The following is a 26,421-nucleotide window of genomic DNA, read 5'->3' as shown; positions in this document are numbered from 1 at the left end:
GAATGAAAAGCGATCGCGGCGATATCGAACTGGCAGGCGTCTGCAAGAGCTTTGACGGCGTCACAAATGTGGTCGACGGCGTCAACCTCAGGATCGCCGACGGCGCCTATTGCTGCTTCATCGGCCCCTCCGGCTGCGGCAAGACCACGATCCTGCGCATGATCGCCGGTCATGAGGATCCGACTGCGGGCGAGATTATCATCGGCGGTCAGAATGTCGTCGGGCTCGCTCCGGTGCAGCGGCGCACTGCGATGATGTTCCAGTCCTACGCGCTGTTCCCGCATCTGACCGTGCGCGACAACATCGCCTTTGCGCTGCGCGTCCGCGGCATGTCCAAGGCGGACCGGCTGCGGGCAGCCGATGCCATGATCGAAAAGGTCCGGCTGACGCAATTCGCCGACCGCCTGCCGGCGCAACTCTCCGGCGGCCAGCAGCAACGCGTTGCGCTGGCGCGTGCGGCGATCACCGAGCCGCGCGTGCTGCTGCTCGACGAGCCGCTGTCCGCGCTCGACGAGCAGCTCCGCGTCCAGATGCGCCAGGAGCTCAGGCGGATGCAGCAGGAGCTTGGTATCACCTTCATCCACGTCACCCACACCCAGCTCGAGGCGATCGCACTCGCGGACCTCGTGGTGGTGATGGAGCAGGGCAGGATCAAGCAGGCCGGGGCGGCGCGCGATGTCTATGCCCATCCGCATGATCGTTACGTTGCCGAGTTCATGGGTGGGCAGAACGTGCTGTCGGGCCGGGTCGAGAAGGTCAATGGGGCGAGCTTTACACTCGGACAGGCCGCGCCTGATGGCATCGAGGTGCCGATTCAGGCTCGCCCGACCGTCAGCGTCGGGGACAAGGTCGATATCGCCGTGCGCCGCGATGACGTTGCGCTAGTGAGGCCAGGAAGGGAGCTGCCGCCGGGCTGCTCCACATCGCTGCCCAGCCGCGTGCTCGCGATCGAATATCAGGGCTATTTCGTCAAGGTCATGCTCGACGCCGTGTCCGATGACGAGTTCGTCGCCTATGTGCCGGAAAAGACCTTCTTCGCAGATCCCTTCACCGTCGGCGATGTCGTGATGGCCACATGGGCCACCGGCAGCGCCCTTCCGCTCGCCTAAAGACCCGTCGCGCACAGGAGTATGACCGTGCAGATATCCTTCACACTCAACGGCCGGCCAACCACCGTGGACGTCGAACCGGCGACGCTGGTCGCCGAGTTGCTGCGCGAGCAGCTCAACCTCACGGGCACCCACATCGGCTGCGACACCAGCCAGTGCGGCGCCTGCGTGGTGCATCTCAACGGCCTGCCCGTGAAGAGCTGCACGCTGCTGGCGCCCGCGCTCGACGGCGCAAGCCTGCTCACGATCGAAGGACTGCAGGGCGCGCCCGGCTCGAACCAGATGCATCCGATGCAGGAAGCGTTCCGCGAGCATCACGGCCTGCAATGCGGCTTCTGTACGCCCGGCATGCTGATGACCGCGGTGGCGCTGGCTACCGAGAAGCCTGATCTGACCGAGGCCGATGTCCGTCACGGCCTCGAAGGCAACATCTGCCGCTGCACCGGCTACCAGAATATCGTCATCTCGGTGATGGCAGGCGCGGCCGCCATGAACGCCGCCAAGGGAGAGTGACCATGGGCAATGTGATCGGCATCGGCGCCGCGCCGAAGCGGAAAGAGGACCAGCGCTTCCTCACCGGTCGCGGCAACTACGTCTCCGACATCAAGCGTCCGGGCATGACGGCCGGCGTATTCGTGCGCTCGCCGCACGGCCACGCCGTGTTGCGTGGTGTCGACAAGAGCGCGGCGCTGGCGGCGCCCGGCGTCATCGCGGTCCTGACCGGGGATGACGTCGCCGACGATGGACTGGGTTCGCTGCCCTGCGGCTGGGGCATCACGGACGCCAAGGGCGTGCCGATGAAGGAGCCGCCGTTCCCGATGCTGGCGCAGGACAAGGTGCGCTTCGTCGGCGACATGGTGGCCTTCGTCGTCGCGGAGACACCGGAGCAGGCCAATGCCGCGGCCGAGCTGCTGAAGGTCGATTACGAGGTGCTGCCGTCGGTCGTCGGCGTGCTCGAAGCCGTCAGGCCGGATGCACCGCAATTGTTCGACGATGTGCCGAACAACATCTGCTGCGACTGGGAGCTCGGCGACAAGGCCGCGGTCGAGACCGCGTTCCGGAAAGCCGCGCACGTCGCAAAGTTGAGCCTCGTCAACAACCGCCTGATCGGCAATCCCATGGAGCCGCGCGCGGCGATCGCGGAATACGAGCCCGGCACCGATCGTTTCACGCTGTGGACCACCAGCCAGTTTCCCCACGTCGTGCGCTTCCTGATGGGTGCGTTGGTGCTGAACATTCCCCAGCACAAGCTGCGTGTGGTTGCCCCCGATGTCGGTGGCGGCTTTGGCGTCAAGCAGTTCCACTACGGCGAAGAGGCTGTGATCACCTGGGCGGCCAAGCGCGTGATGCGGCCGGTGAAATGGGTGGCGAGCCGCTCGGAAGGCTACGTCTCGGATCGCCACGGCCGCGATCACGTCACCGAGGCCGAGCTCGCGCTCGACGAGACCGGGAAATTCCTCGCCTTCCGCGTCAACACGCTCGCCAACATGGGCGGCTATCTCTCGACCTTCGGGCCGAACATCCCGACCAATCTCTATGGTCCCTTGCTCGGCGGCGTCTACACGACGCCCGCGATCTACTGCAATGTGAAGGTGGTCTTCACCAATACCGTGCCGGTCGACGCCTATCGCGGCGCGGGCCGGCCCGAGGCGACCTTCGTGCTGGAGCGCATCGTCGACGTCGCGGCCAGCGAGATGGGCATCGACCGCGTCGAGCTTCGCCGCCGCAACATGATCCCCAAGGAGGCCTACCCGTATCAGACGCCGGTGCTGGTGCAGTACGATTCCGGCGATCCCATGGGATGCCTGGACGGCGCGCTGGTCGCGGCCGACGTCAAGAATTTCGGTGTTCGCAAGGCGGCTTCGGCGAGCAAGGGCAAATTTCGCGGCCTCGGCTATTCGACCTATGTCGAGGCCTGCGGCCTTGCGCCCTCGCGCTTCGCCGGACGGCTCGGTGCGCGCGGCGGTCTCTATGAGAGCGCCACGGTGCGCGTGCATCCGACCGGCCAGGTGACGGTCATGATCGGCACCCACAATCACGGCCAGGGCCACGAGACGACGTTTGCGCAGATCGTCTCGGACAAGCTCGGGGTCGCCTTCGAGAATGTCGACATCGTGTTCGGCGATACCGACCGCGTGCAGTTCGGCATGGGCACTTATGGATCGCGCTCCCTGGTGGTCGGCGGCGCGGCGCTGTCGAAGGCGACCGACAAGGTCATCGTCAAGGGCAAGAAGATCGCGGCCCATCTGCTCGAAGCGGCCGAGGTCGATATCCAGTTCGAGGCCGGCAAGTTTTCCGTCGCGGGTACGGACCGCTCCAAGACCTTCGAGGAGATCGCAGGCGCGGCGTACGTGCCACATGACTATCCGCTCGAAGTGCTGGAGCCGGGGCTGGAAGAGCAGGCCTATTACGACCCCGTCAACTTCACCTATCCGGGCGGCTGCCACATCGCGGAGGTCGAGGTCGATCCGGAGACCGGCACCGTGACGCTGGTCAACTACACTGCGGTCGACGACGTCGGCACCGTCATCAACCCGATGATCGTCGAGGGCCAGCTGCATGGCGGCATCGTGCAGGGGGTTGGTCAGGCGCTGTTCGAGAACGCGGTCTACGATGAAGGCTCGGGCCAGCTGCTGTCGGGGTCGCTGATGGATTACTGCATGCCGCGCGCCGATCATCTGCCGATGATGAAGGTCGCGACCCACTCGACGCTGTGCACGCACACGCCGATGGGCGTGAAGGGGTGCGGCGAGGTCGGCACCATCGGCTCGCCTGCCGCGGTCATCAACGCGGTGGTCGATGCGCTGTCGCATCTCGGCGTCACCCATGTCGACATGCCGGCCACGCCGAACCGGATCTGGCGCCTGCTCCAGAACGCGTCGCTGCCGGTCGCCGCGGAATAGGGAGGACAACAATGAAACCGTTTGCCTATCACCAGCCAAATCAGATTCCCGATGCCGCGAAGCTCCTGACCTCGATCGAGGACAGCAAGCTCGTCGCCGGCGGCATGACGTTGATCCCGACGCTGAAGCAGAGGCTCGCCAGCCCGGTCGCACTGGTTGACCTGTCGAAGCTCGGAAACCTCAAGGGCATCACCGACGATGGCGCGACGATCACCATCGGCGCGATGACGCCGCATGCCGTGGTGGCGGCCTCGAAGCTGGTGCAGGCAAAAATCCCCGGGCTCGCGGCGCTGGCCTCGATGATCGGCGACCCCGCCGTGCGCAGCCGCGGCACCATCGGCGGCTCCGTTGCGAATAACGACCCAGCGGCGGATTATCCCGCCGGCGTACTCGGCCTTGGTGCCACCGTTATCACCAGTACGCGCGAGATCGCGGCCGACAAGTTCTTCCTCGGCCTGTTCGAGACCGCGCTTGAGGTCGGCGAGATCATCACGGCGATCCGCTTTCCCGTCCCGCTCAAGACGGGCTATGCCAAGTTCAAGGCGCCGGCGTCGCGCTACGCGCTGGTCGGCGTGTTCGTCGCGAAATTCGCCGATGGCGTCCGCGTCGTCGTAACCGGCGCGGGACCCGGTGTGTTCCGCGTGCCGCCGATGGAGGCGGCGCTGTGGGGCAATTTCGATCCATCCGCGATCGCCGCGATCAGGATCGACACCGACGGTCTCACCTCCGATATCCATGCCGAAGCCGACTACCGCGCGCATCTCGTCACCGTGATGGCCAAGCGCGCCGTCGACGCGGCGCTCAGCTAGCTCTTTTAGGTTTGATGATGACTGATGGTTCCGGCCGAACGGCCTTCCCGCCGGCGCCGACTGGCCTTGGCGCGCTCTCTGCAACCGAGATCATGGCCGGCTACCGGCGCAAGGCATTCACGCCACGCGATGTCGTCGACGATACCATCGCCGCGCTTGAGGCGACGAACGAGGCCTGCAACGCGGTGGTGACGCCGATGTACGAGCAGGCGAGGGTAGAGGCCGATCGTCTCACCAGGGAGATGCGTGCGGGCGAAGCCAAGGGGCCGCTCGCCGGGGTGCCCGTCACGATCAAGGATCTCGTCTTCGTCGCGGGCGTGCCGGCCTATGGCGGCTCGCCGATGAACAAGGCCTTTGTGCCCGACGTCGACGCTGCCGTGGTGTCCGCGTTGAAGGCATCAGGCGCGATCATCACCTGCAAGACCACGACTTGCGAGTCCGGCTACAAGCTGACGGCCGACAGCCCCGTCACCGGTACCACGCGCAATCCCTGGAATCCCGGCCGGACCAGCGGCGGCTCGAGCGGCGGTGCGGCGGCCGGCGTGGCCGCGGGCTGCGGCCCGATCGCGATCGGCACCGACGGCGTCGGCTCGATCCGCGTGCCCTCGTCGTTCTGCGGCGTGTTCGGGCTCAAGCCGACCTTCGGCCTCGTGCCGCGTTCGCCAGGTTTCTCGCCGCCGTCCTGGGCCTCGCTCGCCCATACTGGGCCGATCACGCGCACCGTTGCGGACGCCGCGCTGACACTGGAGATCATCGCTGCTTACGATCTGCGCGATGCCGCAAGCCTTCCCGTGTCCGCGCGCCGCTTCAATACGGATGCAGGGCGCCTGGACGGCATTCGTATCGGCGCCAGCGCCGATCTCGGCTATGCCGCCGTCAGCCCTGACGTGTGCGCCGCCTTTGGCAAGGCGCTGGCCATTCTCGATTCCTGCGGCGCGCAGGTCACCATGGACGGCCCGGGCCTCGATCCTGGAATCCTCGAGCATACGCTGAAGCCGATTGCCTTCACCGAACAGGCGGCCGCGGTCGCGACCAAGACCATCGCCGATCTCGCAGGCTCCGAAGCGGACTATCGCGACGTCGTCAGCGCCGGTCGTCACTACAGCGGCACGGACTATATCGAAGCGAGTTACCGCCGTGGCCAGGCGCGCAGTGCCTTCGTCAAACTGTTCGAACGCGTCGATGCGCTGGTGACGCCGACCGTCGCGGTAACCGCGTTCGAAGCCGGACAGCTCGGCGTCGACACGATCGATGGCCGCAAGGTCGATCCGCATCTTGGCTGGTCGCCGTTCACCTGGCCGATCAACCTCGCCGGCCTTCCGGCCGCGACGCTGCCCTGCGGCTTCGATCGCGACGGCATGCCGATCGGGCTTCAGATCATCGCGCCCTGGCTCGACGAGCCGACGATCTTCCGCATCGCCGCGGCGTTCGAGCAGGCGCAGCCCTGGGCGAAGTTCTGGCCGCAGCTGGCGTTACGTGAGGGGAGTGGAGGGCGCGCCAAGGGGTGAAGCGGCCATCATGCAATAGTGCCGGTGTTTTGCCCGACGTGTCAAATCCCTCGAGCGTGATCCGGAATCGTGCGTAGCGGTTCTCGGAAGAATCGCGCGAAAAAATCCCTTTGCTGACAAGGCCATCTCTACTGTGCATGGGGTTGTTTTCGAGTTCGTGTGGGCCTAGCCCAGCTCGATCGGTGCGCCGCGGCCGCTCAGCTCTTCGTCGAGGCGCAGATAATGCGCGAGATAGTCGTGCAGCGCGGTGGCGGCCTTCGAGGTGGCGCCGCTCGATTTGTAAAGCAGCAGCTCGATCTTCGGCAGCGGCGGCAGGCCTTCGTTCGGTCCGATCTCGCGCATCGCCGGCACCAGCGCGCTGCGGCCGAGCACGGTGACGGCCATGCCGGCGAAGGCGGCGGCTTGCAGGCCGCCGACACTTTCGCTGACGCAGGCGATGCGCCAGCGCAGGTTTGCGCGCTCCAGCGTGTCGATGGCGTAGTCGCGATAGATGTTGCCGGGCGGCAGGAGTGCGAGCGGGATCGGGCGCTCCTGGTGCGCGGCGGATTGCTCGCCGGTCATCCACACCAGCTGCTCGCGCCGCACCACCTGGCCGCCGGTGAAATCGTTCATGCGGGTGACGAGCGCGATGTCGACATCGCCGCGTTTGACGAGGCCTACAAGCGGGGTCGACAGCGCGCAATTGAGCTCGACCTGCACGCGCGGAAACGATTTCCGAAACACGCTGAGGATCTGCGGCAGCATGAAGGCCGCATAGAGGTCGGGCGTGCCGAGCACCACCTGGCCTTCGATCTCCTGCGAGGCCAGTTGCGAGATCAACTCGTCATGCAACCTCAGGATGGATTTGGCATAGGTGAGAACGGTGGTGCCGTCCTCGGTCAGCGTCAGCCTGCGGCCGGCGTGCTCGAACAATTGCTTGCCGGTCAGCTCTTCCAGCCGCTGCAATTGCAGGGTGATCGCCGGCTGGGTGCGGCCCAGCCGTCGCGCGGTCTCGGTGATGCTGCCGGTCTCCACCACCGAGATCAGCGACCGGAGCATGCGGATGTCGAGACTGATGAGGTTCATGCGGCGTCCATGTCGCCCAGAATTTATGCAAGTTCCATGCTAGGGGCTGGCGAACCGGCTTGGAAGGCTCAGCCGCAGGGCGCCCTGTTCTCATCAATAAGACGACGTCGCGCCGCGCCCGTCCAGCGTTGCTGGCATACGGAATATCGATTATCAGCCGGTACGGCGTGCATGAAGCTGCCTAAGGAAGCCGAAAAAGGGGAGCCCCATAACATGAAGAAAACCTCACCAACGCGACGGGACCTGCTTGCGACTGCCGCGGCGGCAACCGCAGCTTCCATCGCCGAAGTTGCGCCGGCCGCAGCGCAAGCCGGGCCGAAGCCGATTTTCGCGGTGCCGATGGTCGCGATCCCCATTGTCGGCGAAACCCAGGTATTTCAGGTCCGCCGCATCTACTGCATCGGGCGCAACTACGCCGCGCACGCGATCGAGCGCGGTTCGGACCCGAACCGCGAGCCGCCGTTCTTCTTCCAGAAGCCGACTGACGCGATCCAGAACGTCGCGATCGGCGCGGTCGCCGATCATCCCTATCCGTCGCTGACCAAGAATTATCATCACGAGGTCGAGCTGGTCGCCGCGCTGAAATCCGGCGGCACCAACATCCCGGCCGAGAAGGCGCTGGAGCATGTCTATGGCTACGCGCTCGGTCTCGACATGACCCGGCGCGATCTCCAGAACGGCATGGCCGCGGAGAAGAAGCCCTGGGAGATCGGCAAGAGCTTTGACCATGCCGCGGTGATCGGACCGATCCACCCGGCCAGCAAGACCGGGCATTTCGAGAAGGGTGCGATCTCGCTCGCGATCAATGGCACCGTCAAGCAGAGCTCGGATCTCAGCAAGATGATCTGGAGCGTCGCCGAGCAGATCGCAAAGCTCTCGGAAGCGTTCGAGCTGAAGGCCGGCGACATCATCTATTCCGGCACGCCGGAGAATGTCGGCCCCGTGGTGAAGGGCGACGTGCTGCTGTGCAAGCTCGATGGCCTGCCCGACATATCGATCAAGATTGTGTAGCGGCGGCAGCTTTCTTTACCTCTCCCCGTAAGAACGTCGCCTATATGAGTGGCTATCTCGTGCGTGCCGGTTCGGACATCCGCGCCGTTGCGGACGTCGATCGCGCCGGAATGCGCGTCGGTTGCATCGAGGGGACGTCGACGTCTCTGAAGCCCGACGAGGCGGCCGAGTTGATTGGCAAGGGCGAGCTCGATGCGCTCGCGATGGGGATGGGCGCCCTGGAAGATCTCTCGCGAAAACTGCCGGGAACGAAGGTGCTGGATGCGGTGATCCAGTCGACCGGGGTTGTCGTGGTCGTACCCAGGGGAAGACTCGGGCAAAAGTCTGGGCGGCACATTTCCTGGATGAAGCCAAGGCTGACGGCACGGTACGTCGCGCGCTCGACCGCAACGGGTTCACCGGCGACAAGGTCGCGCCTTAGTTGAGCCGGGCGGCTTCCGCTGGACTGCGCCCTTATATTGCCGGAGTTCCATCGGCGATTGCCCCGTGTTGGGCAACGAACAAACGTCCTGCGGCCATATTTGGGTAAGAGTGATCTCCCCTGAGGGAGGCGCTCTGATGAACAAAGCTCTGATCACTGCCGTCGTGATGCTGGTTGGCGTGCCCGCGAGCGCCGTCGCGCAGGAGCGCGCTGGCGCTGCGGCGATAGGAGCCGTGTCGGGCGCCGTGGTGCTGGGTCCGATCGGTGCCGTTGCGGGCGCGGTGGTCGGCTATACCGCTGGACCTGCCATCGCCCGGTCCTGGGGCGTGAGAGAGCGGCGCTCGGCGCGACATCGGCAGCCGCCGCGTCGCGAGGCGTATCGCGCAGCCGGCGCACCGCCGCGCACGCGCCAGGCGATGGATGCCAACGGTCAGATGAGAGCCGCCAGCAATCCGCCGCCGGCTCAAGCTGCGCCTGCGGTGCAGCCCGTTCAAGCAGCTCCCGCGGAGCCGGAGCAGACTTCGGCGCCGCCCATTCAAGGATTTGAATGAGGCCTCGGCTTCAGGCTGCGGACGTCTTTGGCCGCAGCCGGTCGACGGACCGCGCGATCAGTGCGGCCACCTCCGGCACCTTCGGCCCAATCCGAAACTCCGGCCCCGCGACGACGACGGAAAGCCTGCGATCGCCGATCGGCAGCGGAATCGCGGCACCGGCGAGGTCGCGGCTGTAATCTGCAAAACTCTGGCAATAGCCACGCGAGATCGAGTTGCGCAGCTCGGTCTCGACGGCGTCGATGCTGATCGGCGTCGACGGGCCGTACTGCTTGAACTCGATCTTGCGATAGACGGAGTCGCGCTCCTCCTGCGAGTATTGCAGCAGCAGCGCGCGGCCGCTCGCGGTGGCGTGGATCGGCACGCGGTGGCCGATGGTCGCGAAATAGCGGATCGCCGCCTGGGACTCGACGACATCGATGAACACCGCCATCACGCCGGCGGGCGCCACGATGGACGCCGTCTCGCCGGTCTCGGCGGAGAGATCGGAGATCAGCTGATGCGTCCAGGGCGGCAGCGGCTCGACCTCCGAGATCATCCGCGCCATCGCCAGCCACCGCGGCGTCGGATAGAATCCGGCGCGCGGGCGCGGCTCATAGAGATAGCCCTTCTCCGACAGCGTCGCGAGCAGGTTGAAGGTCGACGAGCGCGGCCAGCCGAAATGATCGGCGATCTCCGCAAGCGTCGCCGGCTTCCTCGTTTGCGCGAAGAATTCCATGATCTCCAGGACGTTTGCGGCTTGGCGAACGATCATGGCGAAGCTTTTCGTCCTTATCTAGGGTTGACCCAGAATTTTCTTCGCGGCGCGAAGATGCGGCTTGTCGATCATCTGGCCGTCGAGCCGCAGCGTGCCGGAATTGGGATTGGCCGCGAACGCCGCGATGACCTTTTCCGCCCAAGCGCGCTCGGCGTCCGTCGGCGCGAACGCCGCATTGACGACGTCGACGTGTTTGGGATGGATCAGTGCCTTCGCCGAAAAGCCGTCGCGCCGCGCCGCGCGCGTTTCCTGCTCGAGGCCCGTGAGATTGTCGATGTCGGTGTAGACGGTGTCGATCGGTGCAACCTCCGCCGCCGCCGCTGCCATCAGGCAGAGGTCGCGCGCGAGACGATAGGGGCTGTGGAAGACACCGCCCGATGATTTTTCGGTGGCGCCGAGCGATGCCGAGAGATCCTCGGCACCCCACATCAAGCCGGCGAGGCGAGGGGAGCAGCCCTTGTAGCTGCCGAGTCCGAAGATCGAGCTTGCCGTTTCCGTGGCAACGCAGACGATACGCGTCGCGCCGACCGTGATACCGGCCGCAGCCTCAAGCGCTTCAAGCCAGGTTGCGACCTGCCGCACGTCGTCACCGCCTTGCGATTTCGGCAGCACGATGCCGTCGGGCTTTCCGGGCATGACCGCGGCGAGATCGGCGAGCGTCATGCCGGTGTCGAGCGCGTTGACGCGGACATAGAGCTGATGCGGACCGGGCCGGCCCTTCAGCATCGCAAGCGTGAGCCCGCGCGCCTCTTGCTTCTTCTCGGTGACGACGGAATCTTCGAGGTCGATGATCAGCGCGTCGGCCTTGCCTTCGCTCGCCTTCTCGAATTTGCGGGGGGAATCGCCCGGCACGAACAGCATCGAACGCATCAGACCGGCCTCTTGTGCATCATCGCCATGCGGCGGCATTTTCCTACGATCTCGTCGTTCTGGTTCAAGGCGTGGTGCTCGAACTCGACGATGCCCGCCTTGGGGCGCGATTTGGATTCCCTCAACGAAAGCACCTTCGTCGTCGCCCGCAAGGTGTCGCCATGGAAGACCGGCTTTGGAAAAGTCACGTCGGTCATGCCGAGATTGGCGACGGTGGTCCCCATGGTCGTATCATAGACCGTCATGCCGATCATGATGCCGAGGGTGTAAAGGCTGTTGAAAATGCGCTGGCCGAACTCGGTCTTTTCCGAGAAATGCGCGTCGATATGCAGCGGCTGCGGATTGAGCGTCAGCAGGCTGAACATGGTGTTGTCCATCTCCGTGACGGTCCGGGTCAGCGGATGCCTGAACTCCTGGCCCACGGAAAAGTCCTCGAAATAAAGTCCGGCCATCGCGGTTTCCTCCCTGTATTGGTGCGATTTGGCCCGCGCTGCCGTTAAGGGGGCGCGGCCAGATGAACTGCTTTTTGCTCTGCGAGTTGCTCGATCTCGTCCGCCGAGAAGCCGGCCTCGCGCAGAATGTCGCGGCCGTGCTCGCCGAGCGTCGGTGCGGGCCCGGCGGCTTCCGGCTGGGTCGCGCTCCAGGTCGAGGGCACGCGCATCTGGCGAATGCGGCCTTCCACGGGGTGTTCCACCGTTTGGAAGAAGCCGACCGCCTCGAGATGCGGATCCTCCAGGATCGTCTCCAACGTATGCATCGGCATCACCGGAATGTCGGCGCGCTCCAGCAGTTCGCGCCATACTGCGGTGGTACGCGTTGCGAAGATGTGGCCGATCTCCTCGTAGATCTCGTCGATGTGCTTGGTGCGCGCGGCGTGGTTGGCAAAGCGCGGCTGCTGCAAAAACTCCGGCCGCCCGATCGCCTCGAAAAAGCTGCGCCAGTGCTTGTCGTTGTAGATGAGGACACAGAGATAGCCATCGCTGGTCTTGTAGGGGCGGCGATAGCGCGAGAGCAGGCGGGCGTAGCCGCCATGGTCGAGCGGCGGATCGTAGGTGAGGCCGCCCAGATGATCGACCAGCACGAACTCCGCCATGGATTCGAACATCGGCACGTCGATGCGCTGGCCCACACCTGTGCGCTGCTGGTACATCAATCCGCCCATGATGGCGTTGACCATCATCAGGCCGACGATGCGGTCGGCGATCGTGACCGGAACGTAGCGCGGTGTGCCGTCGCCGGCCGCCGCGAGCAGCGTCGGAATGGTTGCGGCGCCCTGGATCAGATCGTCGTAAGCGGGCTTTGCGGCGTAGGGACCGGACTGGCCGTAGCCGAACGCGCCGACATAGACGAGGGCGGGATTGATTGCGGCAAGCGTCTCGTAGTCGAGGCCGAGCCGCGCCATCGCCTGCGGGCGCACGTTGTAGACGAGCGCGTTGGCGCGCTTGGCGAGCCGCAGCAGCGTGTCGCGCCCTTCGGGATTCTTGAGATCCAGGACGATGCTGCGCTTGCCGCGATTGGCATTGAGGAACATCCCGCCCATGCCGGGCGTGCGGCCGGGACCGATCTGGCGAACGATGTCGCCCTCGGGGCTTTCGACCTTGATGACGTCGGCGCCCATGTCCGCCAGCACCTGGGTGCCGTAGGGGCCCATCAGCACCGAGGTCAGGTCGAGGATGGTGACGCCGGCGAGTGGTCCCATGGGGCCTCGTGGGATGAATTCATATACGTGGAGTTAGAGTTCAGAAAATGGCGGTGTCAATTCGACGCTTCCGCCTTTGCGCGCATAGCTGCATACATAGTTCATATACTTGACATATAAATTCACATATATGTACATTTTCCTCAAGCAAGAATTGGAGTGAGGGCCGGACGGTGCTGCAGCGATTGGCTGCCGCCTTCGGCGTGGGGACGCGTCAAGGAGAACGAAATGAAGAAGAATTGGGTCTGGGCCGCAGCCGCGCTCGCTCTCACGCTGCCCGTCTCGACGATGTCGGCGCAGGCGCTCGAGCTGAAAGTCGCCGATAGCTTCCCCGCCGGTCACTATCTCGTCCGCCTGATGCTCAAGCCCTGGATGGACGACGTCACCAAGCGCACCAACGGTGCGGTGACCTTCACCTATTATCCGAACCAGCAGATCGGCAAGGCAGCGGACATGCTGCGGCTGACGCAGTCCGGCGTGGTCGATATCGGCTACATCGGGCCGTCCTACGTGTCCGACAAGATGCCGCTGTCGGAAGTCGCGCAATTGCCGGGCGCGTTCGAGACCGCCTGCCAGGGCACGCTGGCCTATTGGAAGACCGCGCGCGAGGGTCTGCTGGCCAAGCAGGAATACGCGCCCAACAAGATCAAGCTGCTGATCGCAGTGGTGCTGCCGCCCTATCAGGTGTGGACCGCCAAGCAAAAGGTCGAGACGACCAAGGACATGGGTGGCCTGAAGCTGCGTACCACGGGCGGTGCGCAGGACCTGACGCTGCGCGCGCTGAGCGCCGTGCCTGTGCGCATGGCCGCGCCCGATGCCTATGAATCGCTGTCGCGCGGTACCATGGACGGGCTGCTGTTCCCGATGGAAAGCGTCGTGGCCTACGGTCTGGAAAAACTCGTCAAGCACGCGACAGAAGGCGTCAGCTTCGGCAGCTTCATCGTCGCCTATTCGATCAACCAGTCGGTCTGGGACAAGCTGCCCGAGGACGTCAGGAAGGCCATGAATGAGGCCTCCGACGCAATCGAGCCGACGGCCTGCGCCCAGGTCGACAAGGAAACCGAGGCGACCAAGAAGCACCTTCAGGACCAGGGCGTCAGCTTTGATCCGCTGCCCGAAGCCACGCGCGCCGAGATGAAGGACAAGCTCAAGGGCGTCGGCCAGGAATGGGCCACCGGCCTCGACAGCCGCGGCAAGCAGGCTACCGCCGCACTGAAGGAATTCGAAGGTCTGCTCGCCGCCGGCGGCACGAAGTAATCCGACATTCCAGAGGGAGGCACGAGACGTGATCAAGAGGGCAGGAGATGTGCTCGGCGCGCTGGAGCGCGCGCTGACGGTGATCGCGGTGGTGTTCCTGTTCGTGATCATGCTGCTGGTCGTGACCGACGTGTTCATGCGCTACGCGCTGAACCGTCCGTTCGCCTTCACCTACGATCTGATCGGGCTTTATCTGCTGGCCGGCGTGTTCTTCTTCACGCTGTCGGACGGCTTGCGCGAGCATGCGCATGTCGGGGTCGACATTCTGCTGTCGCGCTTCTCGCCGGCGGGGCGGCGGCTGTCCGAGATCATCACAGCGCTGGCCGGCCTGTTCGTGTTCGTCCTGATCTGCAAGGTCGGATTCGAGCGCGCGCTGGAGAACTACGAGCAGCACGACGTGCTGGCGGGCGCGATTGCCTGGCCGACCTGGATCTCGGCGGCCCTGGTGCCGTTCGGCTGCGGCGTGCTGGTGCTGCGGCTGGCGCTTCAACTCGTCGGCAATGTGCTGAGCCTCGTCAGCGGCCGCGACCTCTATCCGCTGCCGCCGGTGACCGGCGTCGGTGAAGCCAGAAGCTTCGAGTAACGGCAGGCATCCATGACACCTTTCATCGTTCTCGCCCTGCTGTTCGGCCTGCTTGCGCTCGGCACGCCCGTCGGTTTCGCCATGGCCTTCTCCGGCTCGGTCGGCCTCGTCATGGTCGGCGGCTGGGGCACGCTGTTCGGCATCTTGCAAACCGCGCCGCTCTCGACCGTCTCGTCCTACGAGTTGATCACCATCCCGATGTTCCTCTTGATGGCGGACCTCGTGCTGCTCTCGGGCGTCGCGGATGATCTGTTCAAGACGGCCTCGGCTTGGGTCGGCCGCATTCCCGGCGGCCTCGGCATGGCAACGGCACTGGCCGGCGCCGGCTTTGGCGCGATCTGCGGCACCTCGACGGCGTCAGCCGCGACGCTGTCCTCGACCAGCCTGCCGGCGATGATCCGCCAGGGCTATGAGCCGAAGATGGCCGCCGGCGTCGTTGCGATCTCCGGCACGCTGTCGATGCTGCTGCCGACCAGCGTCGCGCTCGTCATCTTCGGCCTGCTGGCGGAGGTGAATATCGGCAAGCTCCTGATCAGCGGCATCATCCCCGCGATCCTCGTCACCATCACCATCATGGCCACCATCTATTTCCTGGTCTGGCAGGATCCCTCACGCGCGCCGGCCGCAAAATCGGTGCCGTGGCGAGAAAAATTCGCGCTGCTGTGGCAGGTCTCGCCGATGGTGGTGCTGTTCTCGATCGTGACAGGCACGATCTATCTCGGCGTCGCGACGCCGACGGAAGCCTCCGCCTTCGGCGCGTTCGGCGCCTTCCTGCTCGCGATCGTCAAGGGCAAGATCACGCCGTCCTCGCTCTACCACACGCTGCTGCGCGCCTGCCACGGCACCTGCATGATCATCATGATCCTGGTCGGCGCTTCGATCTTCGGCTATTTCTTCACGCTCACGCATGTGACGCAGGATCTCGTCGCCTGGATCGGCTCGCTGCCGGCCTCGCGCTGGGTGATCATCACGCTGATCCTGTGCGGCTACATCGTGCTCGGCTCCTTCATGGACCAGATCGCGATCCTGGTGCTGACCGTGCCGATCGTGCTGCCGCTGATCAAGACGCTCGGCTTCGATCCGATCTGGTTCGGCGTCATCAAGATCGTCACCGCCGAAGTCGGCATGATCACGCCGCCGGTCGGGCTGAACTGCTTCATCGTCGCCCGCTACGCCAAGCGGCCGGTCGCGGAGGTATTTCACGGCACCTTCCCGCACTTCATCGCGCACCTGATCGCGATTGCGATTCTGGTGGCGTTTCCGTCTATCATCCTCTGGCTGCCCTCGCAGATGGGGCGCTAGGATCGGAGCTCGGCTCCCAATAAGGAGATCAAGAACATGGATTTCGCGCTCACCGATCAGCAGGAAGCCATTCGCGACGCCATCGCAAAGATCTGCGAAGGCTTTCCCGACGCCTATTGGCTGAAGAAGGACCACGACGGCGGCTTCCCGCATGATTTTCACAAGGCGCTCGCCGACGCCGGCTGGCTCGGCATCTGCGTGCCGGAGGCCTATGGCGGCTCCGGGCTCGGCATCACCGAAGCTGCGATCATGATGCGCACCATCGCGGAATCCGGTGCCGGCATGTCGGGCGCCTCCGCAGTGCATATCAACGTGTTCGGTCTCAATCCGGTGGTCGTGTTCGGCACCGAGGAGCAGCGCAAGCGCATGCTGCCGCCGATGGTCGAGGGCCGCGAGAAGGCGTGCTTCGCGGTCACCGAGCCCAACACCGGCCTCAACACCACGCAGCTCAAGACCCGCGCGGTCGCCAAGAACGACCGCTACATCGTCAACGGCCAGAAGGTGTGGATCTCGACCGCGCAGGTCGCGCACAAGATCCTGCTGCTCGCGCGCACCACGCCGCTGGAGGAGGTGCGCTCGCCCACCCACGGTCTCAGCCTGTTCTACACCGATTTCGACCGCAACAAGATCAAGGTCCACGAGATCGAGAAGATGGGCCGCAAGATCGTCGATTCCAACGAGCTGTTCTTCGAGGACTTTGAAATTCCGATGGAGGACCGGATCGGCGAGGAAGGCAAAGGCTTCCAGTACATCCTTGAAGGCATGAATCCGGAGCGAATTCTCATCGCGGCCGAGGCGGTCGGTTTGGGAAAACTCGCGCTGTCGCGGGCGACCGAATACGCCAAGACGCGCGTGGTGTTCAACCGCCCGATCGGCAAGAACCAGGGCATCCAGCATCCCCTCGCGGTGAACTGGGTCGAGCTCGAAGCGGCCTGGCTGATGGTGATGCAGGCCGCCTGGCAATACGACAAGGGCTTGCCGTGCGGGGCCGGCGCGAATGCCGCAAAGTATTTCGCAGGCGAAGCAGGGTATCACGCCTGCGAGCAGGCGGTGATGACCCATGGCGGCTTCGGCTACGCAAAGGAGTTCCATGTCGAGCGTTATTTGCGCGAAGTCCTGATCCCGCGCATCGCGCCGGTCAGCCCGCAGCTCGCGCTCAGTTTCATTGCGGAAAAGGTGCTGGGACTGGCGAAGTCGTACTAGCCTCAGCCCTCGGGGAGGATCGCCATGAACCTCGCTCATCATCTCCTGCGTGCTGCCAAAGTCGACGCCTCGGCGCCGGCGCTGTTCAAGGGGCTGACGCCGGTCGCGGACTACGGCCAGCTCGCCGCGACGACGGCGTCGCTCGCCGCAGCGCTGCAGCAGCGCTTGGGTCTTGCCAGGGGCGACCGCGTCGCGCTGCTGATGAAGAACGTGCCGGATTACGTCGCCTGCCTCTATGCCTGCTGGCACGCCGGGCTGGTCGCCGTTCCCATCAACGCAAAGCTGCACCCGCGTGAGGTCGCGTTCATTCTCGACAATTCGGGGGCCGCGGTCGTGTTCGTGACTGAAGACATGGCAAGTGTGGCCTCGGAAGCGCTGACGCTGAGTACGGTCAAGCCGCGGATCGTCGAGATCGGCTCGGCGGAGCACCGCGGCCTGGAGAGAGCTGAAGGTATCGCCATCGCCGACGTCGTGGCCACCGACCCGGCTTGGATCTTCTACACCAGCGGCACAACCGGCAGGCCCAAGGGCGCGGTGCTGAGCCATCGCAATCTGCTTGCGATGTCGCTGAACTATCTCGCCGAGATCAATCCGATGGCGCCGGGCGAAGCCTTGCTGCACGCGGCGCCGATGTCGCACGGTTCCGGCCTCTACATGGTCCCGCACGTGCTCGGCATGGGCGCACAGATCATTCCGGAAAGCGGCCGCTTCGAGCCGGACGAGATCCTGGAACTGACGGCCAAGCGCGAAAACATCTCCTTCTTCGCCGCGCCGACCATGGTGCGGCGCCTGACGGTTGCGGCGGAAGCTTCCGGCGCGACGGCACCGGGGCTCAAGACCATCATCTATGGCGGCGGCCCCATGTATGTCGCCGATTGCAAGGCCGCGCTCGCGGTGTTCGGGCCGAAGCTGGCGCAGATCTATGGTCAGGGCGAGACGCCGATGACCATCACTTACTTGCCGAAATCCATGCATGTCGACGCCGGCCATCCGCGTCACGAGGAGCGTCTGGCCTCGGTCGGCATCGCGCAGGGCATCGTGCAGGTGCGCACCGTGGATGAAGCGGGACGGGACGTTGCGCCGGACGAGATCGGCGAGATCATCGTGCGCGGCGACACCGTGATGTCCGGCTACTGGCAGAACCCGGACGCCACCGCGACCACGCTCCGCGACGGCTGGCTTTACACGGGTGACATGGGCGCGTTCGACGCCGACGGCTTCCTGACCCTGAAGGACCGCTCCAAGGACGTCATCATCTCCGGCGGCACCAACATCTACCCGCGCGAGGTCGAAGAAGTGCTGTTGCGACATGAGGCCGTTGCCGAAGTCTCGGTGATCGGCCGGCCGCATCCGGAATGGGGCGAGGAAGTCGTGGCGGTTGTCGTTCCCGTGGCGGGCAGGGCGGTCTCGCGCGACGAGCTCGACCAGATGTGCAATGCCTGGATCGCGCGTTTCAAGCGGCCGAAGCATTACTACGTCACGGGCGAGCTGCCGAAGAACAGCTACGGCAAGATCGTGAAGACGGAGCTTCGCACGCTGCTGGCTGAGTCCTCCGCGCGCCTCAAGCCGATGGACTGAAGCGGCGATGGCCGGGCATGCGGCGCCGATCGATTTTTCTGGCCTGATCCGGGACGGCGATCTTGTCGTGTGCGGGCAGGCGACGGCCGAACCGGTCACGCTGACAGGCGCGCTGATGGCGCAAGCCGGGCATCTGCCTCCGTTCCGTATGATGGTCGGGCCGGTCTTCTCGGACACATTCCCCGTGGCCTGCGCTCCCACCGTGTCGTTCCAGAGCTATGGCGTGATCGGCAATGCGCGGCGGCTTGCGAAGGCCGGGCGGCTCGATGTGATCCCGAGCAATTACAGCGCCTTCTGTGCTGACTTCGCAGCGGGCCGCCACAGGGCCGATGTCGTTCTGGTGCAGCTTGCGGAGTCCGAGGGAAGGCTCAGTGCCAGCCTCTCCAACGACTATGTCATCGATGCCGCCCGCGGTGCACGCCTCGTCATCGCGGAGATCAATCCGGACGCACCGTTTACGTTCGGGGCTGAATGGCCGGAGGATGTGCCGATCCATCTGCGCGTAGCGGCGCGCCGACCGCCGGTCGAACTGGCGTCGACGCCGCTCGATGACATCTCGCGTCGTATCGCGGGGCATGCGGCGAGCCTGATCGCCGACGGCAGCACGCTCCAGTTCGGCGTGGGACGGATTCCGGACGCGATCCTCTCCTCGCTGTCGCATGCACGCGATCTCGGCATCCATTCCGGCCTGATCAACGACGCTGTGGTCGATCTGATCGAGCGCGGGGCGGTGACGAATGCGGAGAAGGGGATCGATCCCGGAGTCACGGTCACCAACCAGGTGATCGGGACGCAGCGCCTCTATCGCTTCGTCCACGAGAACAAGGCGGTCGCGGTGCGGCCGACCTCCTACACGCACGGCCAAGGCGTGATGGCGCGGATCAACAGGCTGGTCGCGATCAATTCGGCGCTCCAGGTCGGGCTCGACGGCAGCGTGAACGCCGAGACGCTGAACGGCGTCGCGATCGGTGCGATCGGCGGGCAGCTCGATTTCGTGCGCGGCGCCAACGCGTCGCCCGGGGGCAGGGCGATCATCGCGCTGCCGGCGACGGCATCCGACGGGACCAGCCGGATCGTCGCTGACGTCGAGACGGTGACGACGCCCCGCGCCGATGTGGATGCCATCGTCACCGAATGGGGCGTCGCGGAGCTGCGCGGCTGCGGCCTTGCCGAGCGTGCGTGCCGTATGATCGCGATCGCTGCGCCAGAGCACCGCGATGCTCTGTGGGCACGGTGCCGCGGCTCCTCCGGCTAGCCTCAGTGCATCATCGCAAGCGTCGGACGCTGGCTCTCGCCGGAACCGATGATCCCGGGAAGATCAGTCGCCTCGCCCGCGATCATGCCCGACATCTGCCAGAACAGGTGCGCAAGCCGGGAGAACACCTGCCGCTCGCGCTCGGCCGCAACCGTGCCGTCAGGGATCGTCACGGTTTCCAGGCCGACCACTTTCTTGAAGTCCGGCCAGATCGTCATCGACTGCGCAATGACGGAATAGCAGCGCGGATCGTCATCGCTCTCATCGGGCGCCGACGGAAGGCCCGGATACTGAACCGGCGCCGCGAAAAACTTGTAGGCGCCATAGCCGAGCTGGAGCAGGAATTTTTCGGAGACGGCGACGTCGGCGGCAAAGGAGACCAGACGCGCCTCGCTCAGCACGTCCGGGTCGATCGCGCTGAGGTCGGATGCGCGCAGCGCCGAGCAGAAGGACAGATCGGGATTGTGTTCCCGGAGCAGATTGGCGAGGGGCTGCTGCTGTTGCACGGTGTCGGTGAGCAGGATGATGGTCTTGAGCATCGTGTGATATCCGTCAGGGGAAAAGGTGTCGCGCGGTCATCACCGCATCGTCGGTGGCGTGGGCGGCAAAGAAATCGTTGGCGATGCGCTGTCCCGGCGCGATCTCCAGGATGCGGTAGCGTGCCTGCGCTGCGGCTTCACGTGCGGCGCCGACGTCGTCCTGCCAGGCGCAGAGCGACAGCTCGAGCCGACCGTATCCGCCGCAATCAGCGGCATAGGCACCGGTCACCGCTTCCACCGTCGCGGCCACTGCACCCGCGTCGCTGGCGGAGACGTCGCGCAGGATCACGGCGATGCCGTTGCCGGTCTCTGCTTTCGAGGTCATCACCATGAAGGCGTCGCGGGCGCCGGTGCGGCCGGCACGGCGGGCCGTGCGCACGATGCTTGCGAAGCCGAGATCGGGGCCGAGCTCCAGCGTCGTCGTCTGCTGGTCGTGCAGGATCGTGGCGCGCATCGCGCCGAGATCGCCCTTCAGCGCGTGATAGGACCGCGGCAGCCACACGGTGTCGAGCGGCACCTGCGACGACGTCAGGCTCCAGGCCTGATCGAGCAGATAGCCCTCCCAGATTGCGGGATAGGAGGCAGCAAACTGCTGCCAGGCGCGGAGCAGTATCTCCGCGGCCCTGGTGCGGCCGAGATAGAGCGTGCGTGCCGACATCTCCCAGCGATTCCATTTGTGGAGGGCGACGTCGCAACCGAGGAAGGACGGCAGCAGCGGGGCTTCGCGCAGGCTCGCGCCGGCCTCGAGGAACAGCAGCGGCTCGCGATATTTGTTCCACATCCGCATCATGAACTCCGCCTTCTCGAAGCAAAGGATGCGGTCATCAAATTCGGTCTCGATCGACTCGATATGGCAAGCGAGGCCAAACCGCTCCAGCGAATGCCGCAAGGCGTGGGCCGCGGTCGGATCGTCGGCGCGCGGATGGCAGGAGACGATCCGCGGCCGGGTCACGGATGCGTCGGCGGCGGTGAGGAATTTCGACCAGCCGATGCCGCCCCACCACATTTCGTGCGGGCCGTCCGCGCCGCAGGGGCCGACGGTTCCGAATTCGGTCAGCTTGGACTTGAGGAAATCGAAGCCGGGATTCTCGCTTGCCGGAATGACGACGGCGCAGCCGGGCGTGAGCGAGCGATAGAACAGCTCGGCCGCCGCGCCGCTCGGTGGCTCCCTGAGGATGACGACGCCGTTCCGCCTGATGTCGCTGACACCGTCGAGCGCCGGCGCACCGTACTGGCTGACCAGCCAGCCCAGGCGGTCGTGCTGAGCCCGGGCGAGCCGGATGCCGCCTGTTAGCAGCAGCCGATCAAGATTCGCGTGCGTCTCGTCCGTCAATTCCGTGCCCCTCGTGCCAACCCCTTGGACTTCAACGGTCGGGGCGGCGCGATCAGGCGCACTATTTGGGGCCGGATCTGAGCGGCGTGATCGCGACGGAGTAGACCGCAATGTCCTGCGTCATCGGAGCGGCCGGGATCAGGAGGCAGCCGTCCTCGGTTTCAGCGCGATAATGGCTGCCGGTCCGCTGCAGACCGGCGAAGATCAGGCTGTCATCCGCAAGGCCGGTGACGTCCTGGTTCTCGGCGGCGTCGCGAAGGTCATCGCCCTGCTGCACGGTCACGCCGTGAAGGAGGCCCTCAGGCGCGAATTTCGCAAGCGGCAGCGCGATCGTGGCGACCGCCATGCTCCGCGACAGGGGAATGCGCAGGCGCAGCTCGCCGAGGCCATTGCGATAAACGGTGACCGGTTCCAGCGTCGCATCGCCGCCGGCATGGAACAGTCCGACCTGAACAGGGCCGCAGGGCCGTTCCTCGAAGACGTCGGCGGGCAGGCGGTTGGCGCCGAACAGCACATAGAGATAGCCGTGGGACGGCGACAGGCCGGCAAAACTGCCGGCGAGCCACATCGGCGGCGCGGCGGCGGTGCAGGCAGCCGAGAGCCCACGGGCGGTGATCTGGTCGCGCACGAATCGTTCGTCGCGCAACGGCGCGAGCGCGTGGGTGCCGAGATTGACATCGTGCTTCAATGTGCCGAGCAGCGCCAGCTCGTCATGGTCAGGCAGCAGCAGAAGACGCGCCAGCGTCGCCGCACACCAGCGCGCGGCGACATCGGGCGCAGCATAGGGAGCAAGGTCATAGTCGAGCGCAACGCCGTCCGCGCTCTCTGCGAAAGCCAGCGCGCCGGACTGGATCTCCGCGGCCAGAGCCAGCTGCTCCGCAGGACGTGGATTGATCTCGCGCAGCACGCCGCCGCCGTCGTAGTCCCGCACCGAGCCGTCGGCGGAGCAGCAGGCCTGCTCCAGCAGCGCGACGTTGCGGATCAGCATGCGCTTGACATGGGGCGTGACCACCAGGTCGGAGACGAAGCCTGCCGCGCTGTCCTGCTCGGCTATGTCGTCGAAGGCGTCGTCCAGCGACATCAGATAGGCGCCGTGGAGGCGAATCTTGATGCCTTCCAGGTCGAAGACGCGGCGCAGCGCCTTCTGCACGCTGCCGGAATAGCCGAGATCGGCGAGGACGAGGTCGGTACAGTCGTCGAAGCCGGGGATGGCATGGCGCAGATAAGCCAGCAGCCGGGCGCGCAAGCCTGCGCCGAGTTCGACGATTTCGGCCGGGTCCATCAGTCCGGGAAGCGCCTCGGCGAGCGCTTCGCCGGGGACGATGCCGCCGGGAAAGCCGGCAAAGAAGGTCGCGACCTTTGGCGGCATGATCTTCACCATGTCGCCAAAGGTCGGTGCGTCGATCTTGAAGACCTTGCTGAGGAGATCGACCAGCGGCTGCATCGTGTCGGCCGAGGCGATCAGGCTGACGCGGCGGTTGATCTCGATATAGGCCGCCGTCCCGCCGTGCAGGTCCCGCCAGATCCGGTGCGACAGGAAGCCGTCGCGGCCGAGAAAGCCAAGGGCGACCTGCCGGCCGGGGCCTGCAATTTCTTCGCAACGCCTCGCCACGAAGGCGTCGAATGCCGCCATCACCGGGCCGAGCACGGTCAGTCCCAAATGGAAGGCAGGAGACTTCTCGGCGCTGCGCGCGGCGACCACGCGCCGCAAGGTGCGCGCGCCGCGATCGAGCCGCGACGGTGCGCCGTGGCAGAGCAACTCGTATAGTGCGGTCTCGCGCTGAAATTTCGATGCCAACTGCGCAGTCGCCTGCGGATAGTAACGCGGCCGAATGCCGTGGCGCCGCGCGCCGGTGATGTCGGCGCGCTCATTGTCGCCGACGTGAAAGGAGGTCGCGGCGTCGATGCCCTGCTCGGAGAGATATTTGGCGAAGAGTGCTTCGCTCTTGCTGCTGCCATGGTCGCAGGACGCGTAGAGGAAGTCCCATGTCAGCCCGGGACGGCAGGCCCGCAGCAGCCGCGCCAGCCGGTCGGAATCCCAATACGTATCGGAGATGAATCCGACACGATGGCCGGCCCGATTCATGTCCAGATATTGCCGAAGCATGTCCGCGTTGGCGCGGCACAGCTCGAGCTCCGCCGAGAATTCCGATTCGACCAGGCGGCTCAGATCACGGCGTGTGAGACCGAACAGGTTGAACGGAAAATAGGAATAGATCTCGTCGATGTGAACTTCGCTCGAGCCGCGCTTGTCCTTCGCGGTCCTGCGCGCTCTCGCTTCGGCCTGGATTCGATGTTGAACGAAACTCACAGAAACATTCGGACAAGTTTTTGAAATGCCAGATAGCTCGTAAGTCCTTTCAAATACGCCATCCGGCGTCGTGCACGCGCGAAGCAGAAATGTATCGAAAACATCGAAAGACCAAGCGGAAACAATTCGCGTCCGGCGTTCCGCATCGGCCGTTGTGATCGTCATGCTGCAATTTCCCGTCCACCAGCATGATTAACGTGCGCATGCGCGGAGTCAGGCGCCACGGATGCGAAAAAAGTTCACGCGCGATTCAAAATCGCGTTCGTCGCGACTGACAGATTCAAAAAAATCGCTAGGTTCGAAAAAGGTGATTCGGAAAAAATTGCCGGGTGCGGAAGTCGTCTCGCGTTCATTCACACTCGGAAACAATCGCTTCTCGACGTGCTGCGCGCGCGTCGCGCTCGATCACCTAGTGCCGCGTAATGTCAGCGTTTTCCCACGACTGCATCTGTTCAGGATGGATGATCCGCCATGGCGCGAGACGATGTGATGATTGCAGGCGTGAGGCGCGAGATGATCGCGCGGTCGGCAATTATTGCCCGACACCCGGCAAAAACGACCGGCTAACATCTTGAAAAATAACAAAAATTCTTCGCCTGGATTGTTTTGGCCCCGCGTTCAACGCCTGGAAGCCGTGTGGCATGTGCGCACCCGGCATTGCGGGTTGGAGGTTGCGGGATGAGTTACGCTGCTGATGTCTGGGCTCCCGCCGAGACCGAGATCACGACGACGGTGCCGGTCGATGCGATCGTGCCGGTGACGCCGTCGGTGCCGCTCGCGCCGGACAGCACGCCTGTTGCCGCCGAAATCGTCTACGATGAGGACAGCGAGCTCCTCGACAGGCTCGCTGCCAACGACGAGGCGGCGTTCCGCATGCTGGTCGAGCGCCACATCGACCGCGCCTACGCGATTGCGCTGCGCATCGTCGGCAATGCCGCCGACGCCGAGGACGTGGTGCAGGACACCATGCTCAAGATCTGGAGCCATCGCGGGCGCTGGCAGCACGGCCGCGCCAAATTCTCGACTTGGCTCTACCGCGTCATCTCCAACCGCTGCATCGACCTGCGCCGCAAGCCGCGCAACGAGAATGTCGAGACCGTGCCGGAGGTCGCCGACGCCCAGCCCGGCGCGGTCGAGATCATCGAGCGCAACGAGTTGAACGACATGCTGGAGCTCGCGATGCAGCGCCTGCCCGAGCAGCAGCGCATCGCGGTGATCCTGTCGTACCACGAGAACATGAGCAACGGCGAGATCGCCCAGGTGATGGACACCACGGTGGCCGCGGTCGAGTCCCTGCTCAAGCGCGGACGCCAGCAGCTGCGCCAGCTGCTGCGCAAGCACGAACGCGACATCCGCACCGCGTTTACCGACTGCTAACCATAAATTTGGCCTCGCGAAAATTTTCGCGCCTGATCTCTCTGCGCTCCGACGTTTGAGCGAACGGACGGGGCTGCGGTCCGCGTCGTCAATCGTCTTCAACGATGCGGCACGCCATGCCCATCAGCACAGGAGCTTCCGATGCCTGCAATCAATACCAACACCGCCGCGAACTCCGCGGTGCGCTACCTGAACATCAATTCGGCGCAGGAGAGCAGCTCGCTCGCGAAACTGTCGAGCGGCTCGCGCATCACCTCGGCGTCGGACGACGCCGCCGGCCTCGCCATCTCCACCCGCATCTCCTCGGACGTCACCACGCTCCAGCAGGCTGCGACCAACGCCTCGCAGGCGACCGCGATCCTCCAGACCGCCGATGGCGGCGCCTCGAACATCTCCGACATCCTGGCGCGCATGAAGTCGCTGGCCTCCGAGTCCGCCTCGGGCACCACGACCGATTCCAGCCGCGCCTACATCAACTCGGAATTCACGCAGCTCACGAGCGAAATCGATTCGATCGCCAGCGGCACGCGCTATTCCAGCCAGAGCTTGCTCGACGGCACCAGCGTGTTCTCCTCCGGCGTCTCGGTCCTGGTCGGCTCCTCCGGCTCTGACACCATCACCATCACCCTGACTAGCCTCAAAGCATCCTCGCTCGGCGTCTCCTCGCTCGACGTGAGCTCGCTGTCGGACGCGACCTCGGCGCTGACCGCGCTGGATACCGCGATCGACACCGTTTCGGCCGCCCGCGCCAGCATCGGTGCCCAGGAATCGCGCTTCAACTTCTCGTCGGACTCGATCTCGACCCAGACCCAGAACCTCCAGTCCGCGAACTCGGCGATCAAGGACGTCGACATCGCATCCGAGCAGGCCAAGCTGTCCTCCGCCGAGGTGAAGACCCAGGCGGCGGTGTCGGCCGAATCCGCGGCGAACCAGATGCCGCAATATCTGCTCAAGCTGCTCGGCTAAGGCACTGGCCTCAA

General features: G+C 65.0%; 23 protein-coding genes and 1 pseudogene. 16 read left to right on the top strand and 8 right to left on the bottom strand.

Annotation, left to right across the window (positions count from 1 at the left end):
• The first annotated feature begins 2 nt into the window (after nucleotides 1–2).
• From RAD15_RS16920 to RAD15_RS16900, 5 genes are read left to right on the top strand one after another with little or no spacing between them, the layout of a single operon-like run.
• Nucleotides 3–1,109, top strand: coding sequence for an ABC transporter ATP-binding protein (locus RAD15_RS16920; protein WP_458179269.1), 1,107 nt, complete (start codon nucleotides 3–5; stop codon nucleotides 1,107–1,109).
• 21 nt (nucleotides 1,110–1,130) lie between these two features.
• Nucleotides 1,131–1,622 carry a (2Fe-2S)-binding protein gene (locus tag RAD15_RS16915; RefSeq protein ID WP_458179268.1) on the top strand — a complete coding sequence of 164 codons (492 nt, stop codon included), beginning with the start codon at nucleotides 1,131–1,133 and terminating at the stop codon, nucleotides 1,620–1,622.
• A gap of 2 nt (nucleotides 1,623–1,624) precedes the next feature.
• Nucleotides 1,625–4,012: a xanthine dehydrogenase family protein molybdopterin-binding subunit gene (locus RAD15_RS16910; protein WP_458179267.1), complete on the top strand. Its 2,388-nt coding sequence runs from the start codon at nucleotides 1,625–1,627 to the stop codon at nucleotides 4,010–4,012.
• Between the two features lie 11 nt (nucleotides 4,013–4,023).
• Nucleotides 4,024–4,821 (top strand): FAD binding domain-containing protein, encoded by a 798-nt coding sequence (locus RAD15_RS16905; protein WP_458179266.1) that lies wholly within the window; start codon nucleotides 4,024–4,026, stop codon nucleotides 4,819–4,821.
• A 17-nt stretch (nucleotides 4,822–4,838) separates the two neighbouring features.
• Nucleotides 4,839–6,329 carry an amidase gene (locus tag RAD15_RS16900; RefSeq protein WP_458179265.1) on the top strand — a complete coding sequence of 497 codons (1,491 nt, stop codon included), beginning with the start codon at nucleotides 4,839–4,841 and terminating at the stop codon, nucleotides 6,327–6,329.
• Nucleotides 6,330–6,494: 165 nt separating this feature from the next.
• Here RAD15_RS16900 and RAD15_RS16895 read toward each other — a convergent pair whose 3' ends face one another.
• On the bottom strand, nucleotides 6,495–7,394 hold the full coding sequence (locus tag RAD15_RS16895; protein WP_458179264.1) for a LysR substrate-binding domain-containing protein: 900 nt from the start codon (nucleotides 7,392–7,394) through the stop codon (nucleotides 6,495–6,497).
• Nucleotides 7,395–7,607: 213 nt separating this feature from the next.
• On the opposite strand from RAD15_RS16895, the gene RAD15_RS16890 reads away from it, so the two are divergent.
• From RAD15_RS16890 to RAD15_RS16880, 3 genes are all read left to right on the top strand, one after another.
• Nucleotides 7,608–8,405: a fumarylacetoacetate hydrolase family protein gene (locus RAD15_RS16890; protein WP_458179263.1), complete on the top strand. Its 798-nt coding sequence runs from the start codon at nucleotides 7,608–7,610 to the stop codon at nucleotides 8,403–8,405.
• 44 nt (nucleotides 8,406–8,449) lie between these two features.
• Nucleotides 8,450–8,830: a hypothetical protein gene (locus tag RAD15_RS16885; protein WP_458179262.1), complete on the top strand. Its 381-nt coding sequence runs from the start codon at nucleotides 8,450–8,452 to the stop codon at nucleotides 8,828–8,830.
• Between the two features lie 133 nt (nucleotides 8,831–8,963).
• Complete coding sequence (locus RAD15_RS16880) at nucleotides 8,964–9,377, top strand: hypothetical protein (protein WP_458179261.1); 414 nt, start codon at nucleotides 8,964–8,966, stop codon at nucleotides 9,375–9,377.
• Between the two features lie 10 nt (nucleotides 9,378–9,387).
• Here RAD15_RS16880 and RAD15_RS16875 read toward each other — a convergent pair whose 3' ends face one another.
• The 4 genes and pseudogenes from RAD15_RS16875 to RAD15_RS16860 form a co-directional block, all read right to left on the bottom strand.
• The gene (locus RAD15_RS16875; protein ID WP_458179260.1) at nucleotides 9,388–10,131 is read right to left on the bottom strand and encodes an IclR family transcriptional regulator; all 744 of its coding nucleotides are present in this window, start codon (nucleotides 10,129–10,131) and stop codon (nucleotides 9,388–9,390) included.
• A gap of 21 nt (nucleotides 10,132–10,152) precedes the next feature.
• On the bottom strand, nucleotides 10,153–11,004 hold the full coding sequence (locus tag RAD15_RS16870) for an HpcH/HpaI aldolase/citrate lyase family protein (RefSeq protein ID WP_458179259.1): 852 nt from the start codon (nucleotides 11,002–11,004) through the stop codon (nucleotides 10,153–10,155).
• Nucleotides 11,004–11,471, bottom strand: a pseudogene (locus RAD15_RS16865) (MaoC family dehydratase); the annotation flags it as partial. The gene RAD15_RS16870 and the pseudogene RAD15_RS16865, both read right to left, overlap by 1 nt.
• Nucleotides 11,472–11,500: 29 nt before the next feature.
• A complete protein-coding gene (locus tag RAD15_RS16860) occupies nucleotides 11,501–12,703 on the bottom strand; it encodes a CaiB/BaiF CoA transferase family protein (RefSeq protein ID WP_458179258.1) in 1,203 nt (400 codons plus the stop codon).
• Between the two features lie 228 nt (nucleotides 12,704–12,931).
• Between RAD15_RS16860 and RAD15_RS16855 the strand changes: the two genes are divergently transcribed.
• Genes RAD15_RS16855 through RAD15_RS16830 form a run of 6 tightly spaced genes read left to right on the top strand, consistent with a single transcriptional unit; the run spans nucleotide 12,932 to nucleotide 19,881 of the window.
• Entirely contained in the window at nucleotides 12,932–13,960 is a 1,029-nt protein-coding gene (locus RAD15_RS16855; protein WP_458179257.1) for a TRAP transporter substrate-binding protein, read from the top strand.
• Between the two features lie 28 nt (nucleotides 13,961–13,988).
• Nucleotides 13,989–14,543, top strand: coding sequence for a TRAP transporter small permease (locus RAD15_RS16850; protein ID WP_110117381.1), 555 nt, complete (start codon nucleotides 13,989–13,991; stop codon nucleotides 14,541–14,543).
• A gap of 12 nt (nucleotides 14,544–14,555) precedes the next feature.
• On the top strand, nucleotides 14,556–15,845 hold the full coding sequence (locus tag RAD15_RS16845; protein WP_458179256.1) for a TRAP transporter large permease: 1,290 nt from the start codon (nucleotides 14,556–14,558) through the stop codon (nucleotides 15,843–15,845).
• Nucleotides 15,846–15,881: 36 nt separating this feature from the next.
• On the top strand, nucleotides 15,882–17,048 hold the full coding sequence (locus tag RAD15_RS16840) for an acyl-CoA dehydrogenase family protein (protein ID WP_458179255.1): 1,167 nt from the start codon (nucleotides 15,882–15,884) through the stop codon (nucleotides 17,046–17,048).
• Between the two features lie 24 nt (nucleotides 17,049–17,072).
• Nucleotides 17,073–18,626 carry a class I adenylate-forming enzyme family protein gene (locus tag RAD15_RS16835; RefSeq protein ID WP_458179254.1) on the top strand — a complete coding sequence of 518 codons (1,554 nt, stop codon included), beginning with the start codon at nucleotides 17,073–17,075 and terminating at the stop codon, nucleotides 18,624–18,626.
• 7 nt (nucleotides 18,627–18,633) lie between these two features.
• Nucleotides 18,634–19,881, top strand: coding sequence for an acetyl-CoA hydrolase/transferase family protein (locus tag RAD15_RS16830; RefSeq protein ID WP_458179253.1), 1,248 nt, complete (start codon nucleotides 18,634–18,636; stop codon nucleotides 19,879–19,881).
• 2 nt (nucleotides 19,882–19,883) lie between these two features.
• Here the strand turns inward: RAD15_RS16830 and RAD15_RS16825 are convergent, their stop codons facing one another.
• The 3 genes from RAD15_RS16825 to RAD15_RS16815 all read right to left on the bottom strand — a co-directional run bounded on the left by RAD15_RS16825 (nucleotide 19,884) and on the right by RAD15_RS16815 (nucleotide 24,229).
• Complete coding sequence (locus tag RAD15_RS16825; RefSeq protein ID WP_458179252.1) at nucleotides 19,884–20,420, bottom strand: hypothetical protein; 537 nt, start codon at nucleotides 20,418–20,420, stop codon at nucleotides 19,884–19,886.
• A 13-nt stretch (nucleotides 20,421–20,433) separates the two neighbouring features.
• Nucleotides 20,434–21,753 (bottom strand): hypothetical protein, encoded by a 1,320-nt coding sequence (locus RAD15_RS16820; RefSeq protein ID WP_458179251.1) that lies wholly within the window; start codon nucleotides 21,751–21,753, stop codon nucleotides 20,434–20,436.
• A 61-nt stretch (nucleotides 21,754–21,814) separates the two neighbouring features.
• On the bottom strand, nucleotides 21,815–24,229 hold the full coding sequence (locus RAD15_RS16815; protein WP_458179250.1) for a hypothetical protein: 2,415 nt from the start codon (nucleotides 24,227–24,229) through the stop codon (nucleotides 21,815–21,817).
• A gap of 513 nt (nucleotides 24,230–24,742) precedes the next feature.
• Here RAD15_RS16815 and RAD15_RS16810 point away from each other — a divergent pair.
• On the top strand, nucleotides 24,743–25,441 hold the full coding sequence (locus RAD15_RS16810) for an RNA polymerase sigma factor (protein WP_458179249.1): 699 nt from the start codon (nucleotides 24,743–24,745) through the stop codon (nucleotides 25,439–25,441).
• Nucleotides 25,442–25,582: 141 nt separating this feature from the next.
• Nucleotides 25,583–26,407 (top strand): flagellin, encoded by an 825-nt coding sequence (locus RAD15_RS16805; RefSeq protein WP_458179248.1) that lies wholly within the window; start codon nucleotides 25,583–25,585, stop codon nucleotides 26,405–26,407.
• The last annotated feature ends 14 nt before the right edge of the window (nucleotides 26,408–26,421 follow it).

Source organism: Bradyrhizobium sp. 14AA (assembly GCF_054185205.1).
Note: the sequence above shows the minus strand (reverse complement) of the source record. Positions and strands in the feature narration are given on the sequence as shown.

Excerpts from the sequence above, each read along its gene's own strand:
- RAD15_RS16920 (WP_458179269.1), top strand. The coding sequence starts at position 3 with ATGAAAAGCGATCGCGGCGATATCGAACTGGCAGGCGTCTGCAAGAGC.
- RAD15_RS16915 (WP_458179268.1), top strand. The coding sequence starts at position 1,131 with ATGACCGTGCAGATATCCTTCACACTCAACGGCCGGCCAACCACCGTG.
- RAD15_RS16910 (WP_458179267.1), top strand. The coding sequence starts at position 1,625 with ATGGGCAATGTGATCGGCATCGGCGCCGCGCCGAAGCGGAAAGAGGAC.
- RAD15_RS16905 (WP_458179266.1), top strand. The coding sequence starts at position 4,024 with ATGAAACCGTTTGCCTATCACCAGCCAAATCAGATTCCCGATGCCGCG.
- RAD15_RS16900 (WP_458179265.1), top strand. The coding sequence starts at position 4,839 with ATGACTGATGGTTCCGGCCGAACGGCCTTCCCGCCGGCGCCGACTGGC.
- RAD15_RS16895 (WP_458179264.1), bottom strand. The coding sequence starts at position 7,394 with ATGAACCTCATCAGTCTCGACATCCGCATGCTCCGGTCGCTGATCTCG.
- RAD15_RS16890 (WP_458179263.1), top strand. The coding sequence starts at position 7,608 with ATGAAGAAAACCTCACCAACGCGACGGGACCTGCTTGCGACTGCCGCG.
- RAD15_RS16885 (WP_458179262.1), top strand. The coding sequence starts at position 8,450 with ATGAGTGGCTATCTCGTGCGTGCCGGTTCGGACATCCGCGCCGTTGCG.
- RAD15_RS16880 (WP_458179261.1), top strand. The coding sequence starts at position 8,964 with ATGAACAAAGCTCTGATCACTGCCGTCGTGATGCTGGTTGGCGTGCCC.
- RAD15_RS16875 (WP_458179260.1), bottom strand. The coding sequence starts at position 10,131 with ATGATCGTTCGCCAAGCCGCAAACGTCCTGGAGATCATGGAATTCTTC.
- RAD15_RS16870 (WP_458179259.1), bottom strand. The coding sequence starts at position 11,004 with ATGCGTTCGATGCTGTTCGTGCCGGGCGATTCCCCCCGCAAATTCGAG.
- RAD15_RS16860 (WP_458179258.1), bottom strand. The coding sequence starts at position 12,703 with ATGGGACCACTCGCCGGCGTCACCATCCTCGACCTGACCTCGGTGCTG.
- RAD15_RS16855 (WP_458179257.1), top strand. The coding sequence starts at position 12,932 with ATGAAGAAGAATTGGGTCTGGGCCGCAGCCGCGCTCGCTCTCACGCTG.
- RAD15_RS16845 (WP_458179256.1), top strand. The coding sequence starts at position 14,556 with ATGACACCTTTCATCGTTCTCGCCCTGCTGTTCGGCCTGCTTGCGCTC.
- RAD15_RS16840 (WP_458179255.1), top strand. The coding sequence starts at position 15,882 with ATGGATTTCGCGCTCACCGATCAGCAGGAAGCCATTCGCGACGCCATC.
- RAD15_RS16835 (WP_458179254.1), top strand. The coding sequence starts at position 17,073 with ATGAACCTCGCTCATCATCTCCTGCGTGCTGCCAAAGTCGACGCCTCG.
- RAD15_RS16830 (WP_458179253.1), top strand. The coding sequence starts at position 18,634 with ATGGCCGGGCATGCGGCGCCGATCGATTTTTCTGGCCTGATCCGGGAC.
- RAD15_RS16825 (WP_458179252.1), bottom strand. The coding sequence starts at position 20,420 with ATGCTCAAGACCATCATCCTGCTCACCGACACCGTGCAACAGCAGCAG.
- RAD15_RS16815 (WP_458179250.1), bottom strand. The coding sequence starts at position 24,229 with ATGACGATCACAACGGCCGATGCGGAACGCCGGACGCGAATTGTTTCC.
- RAD15_RS16810 (WP_458179249.1), top strand. The coding sequence starts at position 24,743 with ATGAGTTACGCTGCTGATGTCTGGGCTCCCGCCGAGACCGAGATCACG.
- RAD15_RS16805 (WP_458179248.1), top strand. The coding sequence starts at position 25,583 with ATGCCTGCAATCAATACCAACACCGCCGCGAACTCCGCGGTGCGCTAC.